Consider the following 9835-nt stretch of genomic DNA (forward strand, 5'->3'; position numbering starts at 1 on the left):
AGTACAGCTTGCTGAGAACATTGACCTAGGCGCTGATGGTAGTGTCACTACTGGAAACACGGTCACAAACAGTGACGGCGTCGCAATTACTGATGGTACAGTTGGCGGTGCTAGCACCACCATTACCGCAGCAGGTACCACTGTTACTGACGGTACCAACACCAGCAACTATGGTGCGGAAGGTTTTACCGCAACCGATGATGCTGGTAACAACGGTATCTCAATCAATCAAGGTGGTATTAGCTTTATTGATGCAGGTGGCGCACCGACAGGTCCAAGTATTACTGCGGCTGGTATTGATGCCCGTGATACAGTCATAACTAATTTAGCTGATGGTGTGAATGCAAATGATGCAGCAACCAAAGGACAAGTGGATGCAGTATCTGATGGTTTAACAGACTTGACTGCAGGTGCTGTGCAGTATGATCGAGATCCTAATGACAACAGTATCATCAATTATGATCAAGTGACCTTGGCAGGTACACCTGCAGTGATTGATCAAGACGATGAAGGCAACGACTTTGTAGCGAGTGGCGGCACTACCTTATCTAATGTGGCAAACGGCGTGAATGCCGATGACGCTGTGAATAAAGGACAGCTTGATAGTTTGATTTCTCAAAATATTACAAATGTTGAAGTAATTGATCAAAACGGTAATCCTGTCACTGTCAATGTGACCGATCAAGTTGTGAATCGCAATATCGATGACAGTAACTTGGATTCTTTATTCTTAACTTATGACGTAAACGGTCAAGAAGTCACTGATCGCCTAACCATTGCCGAAACTGTGCAAAAAATGAACACCGAAGGTGTGAAGTTTGCGCATACCAATGCGGTTAGTACTCAAGGTGATATAGGTACTACTAACGACTCAAGTGCTGGTGGTGATAACTCGACTGCAATTGGTGTTAATGCAATCATTACTCAAAATGGCGAATCTTCAGTAGCATTGGGTCACAATACTCTAGTCGAAGGTGCTTCTTCTATAGCCATCGGTGACGGTGCTCAAGCGCTAGGTAATCAGTCTATCAGTATCGGTACAGGCAATGTCGTCAACGGTGATAACTCTGGTGCCTTTGGTGATCCAAGCACTATCAATGGCAACAACAGTTACTCAGTTGGTAATAACAACACTATTAATAGTGATGATACTTTTGTACTTGGTAACGGTATCACAGCAAACCAAAATGGCTCGGTAGTACTAGGTCTTGGTTCTGCAGCTACGACAGGTGCTGGTATTGTAGGCTATCGCGCAGCGGGTAATGCTGCTATTACAGCAACCACTAGCACAACTGGTGCAGTTGCAGTGGGCGATGCAGCCAATGGTGTATATCGTCAAGTTACAGGTGTGGCCGCAGGTACAGCAGACTCTGATGCAGTCAACGTCTCACAGTTAAAATCAGTCAGCGATGCATTAGAAAGTAGTAATGAAGCGCTTAGCAATGCTGCGGTTCAGTACGATACAAACCCAGACGATACTGTCAACAAAGGCAGCATTACATTGGGTGGCGGTGCTGCTGGTACTACTATAACCAACGTCAATGGCGGTGCTATCAATGCAGGAAGTACTGACGCTATCAACGGCGGTCAGCTATACAATCTAGGAAACGATGTGGCTGGCATTATCGGTGGTGATGCAGCGATTGATGATGAAGGCAACTTAACAGCCACTAATATCGGTGGTACAGGAGCAAGTAATCTTAATGATGCGATTGCTGCTGTAAACAATGGTAATGCTCAGGCCAACGAAGATATTCAGGCCAATACTGATAGACTTGATACTGGTTTGAGCTTCAGTGCAGACAGTGGTAATGATGTTAATAAATCAGTTGGTAATAGCACTGCACTTAAGTTTGAAGGCAGTGATAATATCACGACGACAACCACTGATAGTGGTATCAAGTTTGATTTGAGTGGCAACATCAACGTAGACAATGTTACTGCAGGTACAGTTACTACTGGTAATACTACAGTTAATACAAACGGCGTCACGATAGCTAACGGTCCCAATGAGTCAGTTGTCCTAAGCGGTACTGGCTTAGACAACGGTGGCAACACCATCACAGGTGTTGCTGATGGTATCAATCCTACTGATGCTGTGAATTTTGGCCAGTTGAGCGCTCTAGATGGCAAGCTAAGCAACAGCGTTAACGAGTTGGGTTATAAGATCAATGAAGTAGAAGACGATGCTAATGCTGGTATCTCTGCTGCCATGGCAATGTCTTCACTACCGCAAGCTTATATCCCTGGTAAGTCAATGATCGGTGGTGGTGTCGCAACATACAATGGTGAAAGTGCAGTTGCTATTGGTTTATCTAAAGTCTCAGACAATGGACGTTGGGTAATGAAGATCAATGGTACAGCAGACACCCAAGGAAATGCAGGCGGCGCAATTGGTGCAGGTTTCCATTTCTAATATAGCCACATCACTGTTTGACAGCGTTTGCTTGAATACAAGCGCTGTCAAATTACTCATAAAATATATTAAGGGATAAATAATGAAAAAATCTTTTTATCGTTACGGCTTGTTGGCTACGTCTGCTTTACTATTCACAGTCACTGGTTGTGCTCAAAAAAACATCATGCCAACTTGGCATTTAACGCCTGGTGCTCAGCATGGAGCTGTTGATGCTAACGATTTAGTATTTCCAGACCCAGAAAAGGCATGGCAGAAGGGTGGCACTATTGTTAATCATAATGATATTGCTAAAATACAAGTGGGCACAACTAAAGATCAGATTTATAAAATAATCGGTACACCTCATTTCAGTGAAGGGTTCAATGCTCGTGAATGGGATTATATTCTCAAGTTTTATGATGCCAATAACAATGTAGAGACGTGCCAGTATAAGATCATCTTCGATGATAGCTATGAGGGCAGATTGCGCGATGATGAATTTTTTGCCACTGAGTTCTATTGGCAGCCAGCAACTTGTGCTAAATATTCACAGTTCTAATATTAGTCGCTATCAATAGTACAAAAAAGAGCAAGACATTAAATGTCTTGCTCTTTTTTATTGTGAGATGTTGTTATTGTAATCGCAATAGTAACAATGCTACTGATATCAGCGTCTTTCATATACCGCCTAATCAAAAGTCTACGAATTAGCATTTGTATCTTATTAAAGCGACTTTTATCTCGTCATCTGACACTCTAAGTTAATCCCATGAATGTCCACTTAGAAAGTTATAGCTACATAGCTCAACTATAACGAAAGAGTCAAATCTATCTTAGCCTTTTATAACCTAAATTCCTATCCCGTCAACTCTATTCTGACTGTGCAAGCAGCTTATGTCTTCTATCTCCACAATACATTGTTACATCAAGAGCTTCGCTAATTCGGCCAAACTACTTAAGAGCTCCAAAAGCTAGTATTTTGCGCATAGTTTTACTAGTGCAGAGCTCCCGATTAGCTTTTATGACAGTGTAAAGCATATTTAGTATTTCTTACTTCTAATTAATCTATCTAAACAGACAAACATCCTTCCACATAAATATATGCTTGCACTATTTACAAAACAGTAATATTATTAATAATATAGATAACATACTTACAATTATACAACTGTTATACAAGTAATTGATAATCATTTTTATATGATAGTAATATTTTATAAAGATTGGAAGAGATTTTACGCATACATAATCTAAGTTCAAATTTATTCAATATTTTTGAGACACAAAGTTTGTTTGTATAGCATCACATATGTATTACCTGTCGAACATAAGTAGAAATCTGAAATTCACTTACAATTTCAGGGGTGTTTTTGCTACTTGTTTTCATGAATCGTTATTCAAAATAGAGTATGCCTTATGATAAAGAGAACTATGGAAACACCCATTTTACGTAGAACAGCTCTAATACTTGCGATGAGTGCAATCAGTTTTCCATCACATGCTTTGGGCACTGGTGATAATGATTATACATACGCTGATGAAGGTCAGGTCATTGTCAGTAATCGTGATCGGATCACTGCAAATGAGTCTCAAATACAAACTAACACTAGTGAACTCAATAACAACCGACCTTATATAGATCAATTAATAGACTCTATAGACAATCCACCAGACCCAGTAGTGGTCGAACCTGGACCAACTGTTCCGACTGGTCCAGCACCGCAATCATCAGGCTCAGGTTCAGGGCCAGGCTCTGACGGATATTCAGATAGAACAGACAGAAAATGTTCAGAGACTTTTGATAATGAAATTCGTGACCTAGAGTATGGAATGCTAGGCGTCGATATAGCTGCATTAGCCTTAGAAGCCAGTGGTGAGGCTATACAAGCGTTACCTTTTGGTGCAGGAGCTGGAGGTTCAGTTCTTGTGGTTAGCTCACTAGCAACACAAGCCATAAATGCTGCGCTTGGATTTGTCGTACTTGATAAAGATGCGCAAGCTGCAGATGCGCCATCATGTGGACAAGAGTTTGTGGGCGATGTAGAAGTTACCGAAGGTGCAGGTATTGTTGTTGAAAATAGAGCTGGTACCGCATCAGTATCACTTGGTCCTGACGCGGCAGGCAATCTGCAATCAGGAGTGTCTATCGGTGGTGGACAGATTTTGGGCGCTGGTGATAGCAACAATGGAGATGCGGCGACGGCAGCAGCCCCAACAGCGATTGCTATTGGTAATAGTGCGCAAGCATTGGTAGCAAATAGTACGGCTATTGGAGAGAGCGCCATAGCCGATGGCCTAAATTCAAGTAGCTATGGTGGGCAGTCTCAAGCTAGAGGGCAGAGTAGTACAGCAATTGGACAAGACGCACAGGCGATTAATACCAATACAACGGCAACTGGTGTGAGTAGTAGAGCGACAGGTTCAAACAGTACCGCAAATGGACAAAATGCACAGGCCATCAGTAGCAATGCCACGGCAATCGGTGTAAATAGTAGAGCGTCTAGCTTAAATAGCACAGCAATTGGACAAGACGCACAGGCGATTAATACCAATACAACGGCAACTGGTGTGAGTAGTAGAGCGACAGGTTCAAACAGTACCGCAACTGGACAGGATGCTCAAGCCACTCAACAGAATGCGACGGCTACTGGACAGAATGCACAAGCCATCGCTGTTAATACAACAGCATTGGGTATGAATGCCCTAGCCGAAGGTGCAAGTAGCACTGCAAACGGACAAAACGCACAAGCTACTCAAGATAACGCAACAGCATTGGGTATGAACGCTCTAGCAGAAGGTGTAAATAGCACAGCGACGGGCCAAAACGCCCAAGCCACTCGAGAGAATGCAACAGCATTGGGTCGTAATGCGAAAGCCACCGCTGTTAATACGACAGCAACTGGTGTCAATGTGCAAGCGACTGGTCTAGAAGCCACCGCCACTGGTTTTGAGGGCACAGCATCAGGATCTTACGCAACCACCTCAGGTAGTAGAGCCATTGCTTCAGGGTTAGGCTCAACAGCAAGTGGTGCGCAAAGTGAAGCAACGGCAGACCGTACCACCGCAATAGGTTATGACAGTGTGGCGTTGGCTCAGAACAGCACAGCAGTTGGCGCAACTACTCTAGCCACTGGTCTAAACAGCACCGCAATGGGCCAAAACGCCCAAGCCACTCGAGAGAATGCCACAGCATTGGGTCGTAATGCGAAAGCCACCGCAGTAAATACAACAGCAACTGGTGTCAATGTGCAGGCGACTGGTCTAGAAGCCACCGCTACTGGTTTTGAGGGCACAGCATCAGGATCTTACGCAACCACCTCAGGTAGTAGAGCCATTGCTTCAGGGTTGGGCTCAACAGCAAGTGGTGCGCAAAGTGAAGCAACGGCAGACCGTACCACCGCAATAGGTTATGACAGTGTGGCATTGGCTCAAAACAGCACAGCAGTTGGCGCAACTACTCTAGCCACTGGTCTAAACAGCACCGCAATGGGCCAAAACGCACAAGCTACTCAAGATAACGCAACAGCATTGGGTCGTAATGCGAAAGCCACCGCTGTTAATACGACAGCAACTGGTGTCAATGTGCAAGCGACTGGTCTAGAAGCCACCGCCACTGGTTTTGAGGGCACAGCATCAGGATCTTACGCAACCACCTCAGGTAGTAGAGCCATTGCTTCAGGGTTAGGCTCAACAGCAAGTGGTGCGCAAAGTGAAGCAACGGCAGACCGTACCACCGCAATAGGTTATGACAGTGTGGCGTTGGCTCAGAACAGCACAGCAGTTGGCGCAACTACTCTAGCCACTGGTCTAAACAGCACCGCAATGGGCCAAAACGCCCAAGCCACTCGAGAGAATGCCACAGCATTGGGTCGTAATGCGAAAGCCACCGCAGTAAATACAACAGCAACTGGTGTCAATGTGCAGGCGACTGGTCTAGAAGCCACCGCTACTGGTTTTGAGGGCACAGCATCAGGATCTTACGCAACCACCTCAGGTAGTAGAGCCATTGCTTCAGGGTTGGGCTCAACAGCAAGTGGTGCGCAAAGTGAAGCAACGGCAGACCGTACCACCGCAATAGGTTATGACAGTGTGGCATTGGCTCAAAACAGCACAGCAGTTGGCGCAACTACTCTAGCCACTGGTCTAAACAGCACCGCAATGGGCCAAAACGCCCAAGCCACTCGAGAGAATGCCACAGCATTGGGTCGTAATGCGAAAGCTAATGGTACCAATTCATTATCTGTAGGAGCCTCTAATGAGTCTTTAGCGAATAGAACGACAGCGGTTGGTTCTAACAATATCGTTGAAGCAGCAAGTTCATCAACCATTGGACAGTCTAATATTATAAAAGCCGCGAGCCCTACCACTACTAGTAGAGCAGTAAATAGTACTGTGGCGAACAGCCATGCACTTGGAAATAATAATATTGTCAACTCAAGTGATACATTTGTTTTGGGTTCTAATATTAATAACACAGGGCAAGTTGATAATGATGGCAACGCTATACCAATAGGTAATACAGTCAAAAACTCAGTCTATTTAGGCAACAACACGGTTGCAACTATAGGCGACAAAGTGGGAACACAGTTGTTACAGAGTAGTGGACAACAAGGCAATACGACGACTGCTGGGAATACTGGTAGAGTGGCCAATACAGTAATAGGTAGCATCGACTACAATAATTTTGCAGCCAGTACTGCAAACGGTGTTATTTCAGTTGGGTCAGCTAATGATGAACGTAGGATTCAAAACGTAGCAGCTGGTGAAATATCCCAAACTTCCTCAGATAGTGTTAATGGCAGTCAGCTATATGCTGTTGCGATGAATACCTCATTAAATAGAGATATTGCACTCAACAATCAGAGTGATATTGCTGCGGCCAAAATCGAAATTGATGATGCAAAAAATGCTTTAGCCACTGCCAATACTCTTATTTCGACAAATACAACCAACATTGCATCTAATGCGGCTGACTTAGTCACTGTAAAAGCTGCCACTTCTAAAAACACTGATGATTTAGTGACAGCTAATAATGCAATATCCCAAAACACTAGCTCGATTGCTCAGTATGCAAGTGCGCTCGGTACGATTAACACAAGTGTGTCTGACAATACGAATGCATTGACTACAGCCAATGCAGGGATTGCAAAAAATACTGGTGATTTAGTAATAGCAAACGCAGCAATCGCTAAAAATACTGGCGATCTAGTCACAGCCAGTAATGCTATTTCTAGCAATACGAATGCTATTTCACAAAACGTGGGTAAGCTAATTGTTATTGAGTCTGAAGTTTCGAAAAACACAGATGGTTTGGCCAATGCTAATACCAAGATTTTGAAAAACACAGATGATTTACTCAATGCTAATACCAAGATTTCGAAAAACACAGATGATTTGGTCAATGCTAATACCAAGATTTCACAAAATACGGCTAGTTTAGCCAGTACCAATATCAAAGTCTCACAAAACACAGATGATTTGGCTAGTGCCAACATCAAAATTTCACAAAATACAGATAATTTAGCTAGTGCCAATACCAAGATTTCGAGAAACACAGATGATTTGGCCAATGCCAACACTAAGATTTCGAGAAACACAGATGATTTGAACATTGCCAATACTAAGATTTCACAAAATACAGGCGATATCTTGAAAAACAGTGAGAATTTAGTAGCAGCGAACAGTACGATAGCTAAAAACAGCAATGATATTTTAAAAAATGCCGAAGATTTAGTTAGCGCAAATAATGAGATAGCTAAAAACAGCAATGACTTAATAACCGCAAATACGGTGATATCTCAGAATTCAAATGATATCTCAAGTAACAGAAATGATTTGAATGTGGCAAATGTTGCGATAGCCAAAAACAGCGAAGATTTAATAACAGCAAATATAGCTATTGCTAAAAACACAAATGATTTGGTCGATACGGCTGCTAATGTCGCTAGTCTAGACTCAGTAGTTCAGCAGAATAGCACTAAAATCTCTAAAGGTATTACGTTTAACGATGGCACAAATAGCACTACACACCAGTTAGGCGATACGATCGCTATGACAAGTACCAATCAAAATTTATCTGTTCAAACAACGAGTGACGGCATTAGCGTAGGATTGAATAACGACATTCAAATCAATAGCATTCAAATTAACGATGGTCCTAGTCTATCTAACAATGGCATAAATGCAGCTGGTACCAGAATAACTAATGTATCTCCAGGGGTTAATTACAATGACGCCGCGACTGTTGGGCAGTTATCAAAAGTATATGAATATTCCAAACAAGCTGATGAAATTGCCTATAAAGGTATCGCAATGTCCGCTGCCTTATCTAATGGCTCAGATGCAGTGGCTAGACCAGGTCAGCTATCAGGTATGATCGGCGTCGGAAGCTTCAAAGGTAATACTGCTATGGCACTTGGGATAACTTATTTGAGTAAGGAAAGTAATTATAAGCTAACAGGAGGGTTTGCATATGCTGGAAGTGATGACATCTTATATCAGGGTGGGCTCGCTTTTGCGATAGGTCGATAAAACGTTCTTTTAACAAAACATTTTTGGCATTTCATTAAATAATTCAGAGAGGAAATATTATGCAAACCAATTTTCAGCGCAAGCTTTTAGCCATAGCCATTACTACAGCGACCGGCGCACTATTTATGTCACCAGTTATGGCAGCCGGTACTGCTAATACAATACAATGTGGAACAGGACCAAATCAGACAGGGGCAACGGACTGTTCTGGTAGTTCTAATTTGAACTCAGATTTGATTATCACAAATACTGGTGGCAATAATGGTTCTTTAACAGTAGCAGGTGCAACCACAGTCGGTACTACCGCTCAGAATGCTAATTTAACAGTCAATGGTAATACAACTACTACTGGTAGTACTACTACAGGTAGCCTTACTACGACTGGTACTACGACTAACAATGGTACTACGACCAACAACGGTGCCATGATTAATAATGGTACTACGACTAACAATGGTGCGACTCAAATAAATAACACTCTAGGTGTTACAGGTAATACGACAATAGGTACTGCTAGTCCTGGTCAAAATGCTAATTTATTAGTTAATGGTAATACGACAACGACTGGTAATATGATTACCGATGGTACAACTCAACTAAATGACATACTAGGTGTAACAGGCGCAACCACCTTACAAGACACACTAACTGTGACAGGACAAACTACGACAAATAATATCAACAATAATGGCAATATTAACAATACTGGTGACATTACAACCAACAACCTTAATGCGGTTGGTCAAACCACAACTAACGGTATCGGTAACACAGGTGACATAGCTAACTCAGGCGACATCACTAACGGCGGCAATATCGCTAACACAGGTACTTTAACGAATACTGGCGCTACTGAACTACAAAATACATTAAGCGTTGCGGGACAATCGACTACTAACGGTATCG

Annotated in this window: 3 protein-coding genes and 2 pseudogenes; all 5 read left to right on the forward strand. The window is 42.8% G+C overall.

Annotated features, from left to right (window positions below; genetic code table 11):
* Nucleotides 1-580 precede the first annotated feature (580 nt).
* A pseudogene (locus tag ABFV72_RS13130) lies at nucleotides 581-1447 on the forward strand (trimeric autotransporter adhesin AtaA); the annotation flags it as partial.
* Nucleotides 1448-1573: 126 nt separating this feature from the next.
* Nucleotides 1574-2416 (forward strand): annotated as a pseudogene (locus tag ABFV72_RS13135) (YadA family autotransporter adhesin); the annotation flags it as partial.
* Nucleotides 2417-2498: 82 nt separating this feature from the next.
* Nucleotides 2499-2957 carry an outer membrane protein assembly factor BamE gene (locus ABFV72_RS13015; RefSeq protein ID WP_347164099.1) on the forward strand — a complete coding sequence of 153 codons (459 nt, stop codon included), beginning with the start codon at nucleotides 2499-2501 and terminating at the stop codon, nucleotides 2955-2957.
* An 872-nt stretch (nucleotides 2958-3829) separates the two neighbouring features.
* Nucleotides 3830-8929, forward strand: coding sequence for a beta strand repeat-containing protein (locus ABFV72_RS13020; protein ID WP_347164100.1), 5100 nt, complete (start codon nucleotides 3830-3832; stop codon nucleotides 8927-8929).
* A gap of 59 nt (nucleotides 8930-8988) precedes the next feature.
* The coding region (locus tag ABFV72_RS13025) for a hypothetical protein (RefSeq protein WP_347164102.1) at nucleotides 8989-9835 on the forward strand (847 nt) is incomplete at its 3' end.

It is taken from the genome of Psychrobacter proteolyticus, assembly GCF_039762275.1.
Taxonomy (GTDB): Bacteria; Pseudomonadota; Gammaproteobacteria; order Pseudomonadales; family Moraxellaceae; genus Psychrobacter; species Psychrobacter proteolyticus_C.

What these genes read in the sequence shown, in the direction of transcription:
- ABFV72_RS13015 (WP_347164099.1), top strand. Translation starts at nt 2,499, where the DNA reads ATGAAAAAATCTTTTTATCGTTACGGCTTGTTGGCTACGTCTGCTTTA.
- ABFV72_RS13020 (WP_347164100.1), top strand. Translation starts at nt 3,830, where the DNA reads ATGGAAACACCCATTTTACGTAGAACAGCTCTAATACTTGCGATGAGT.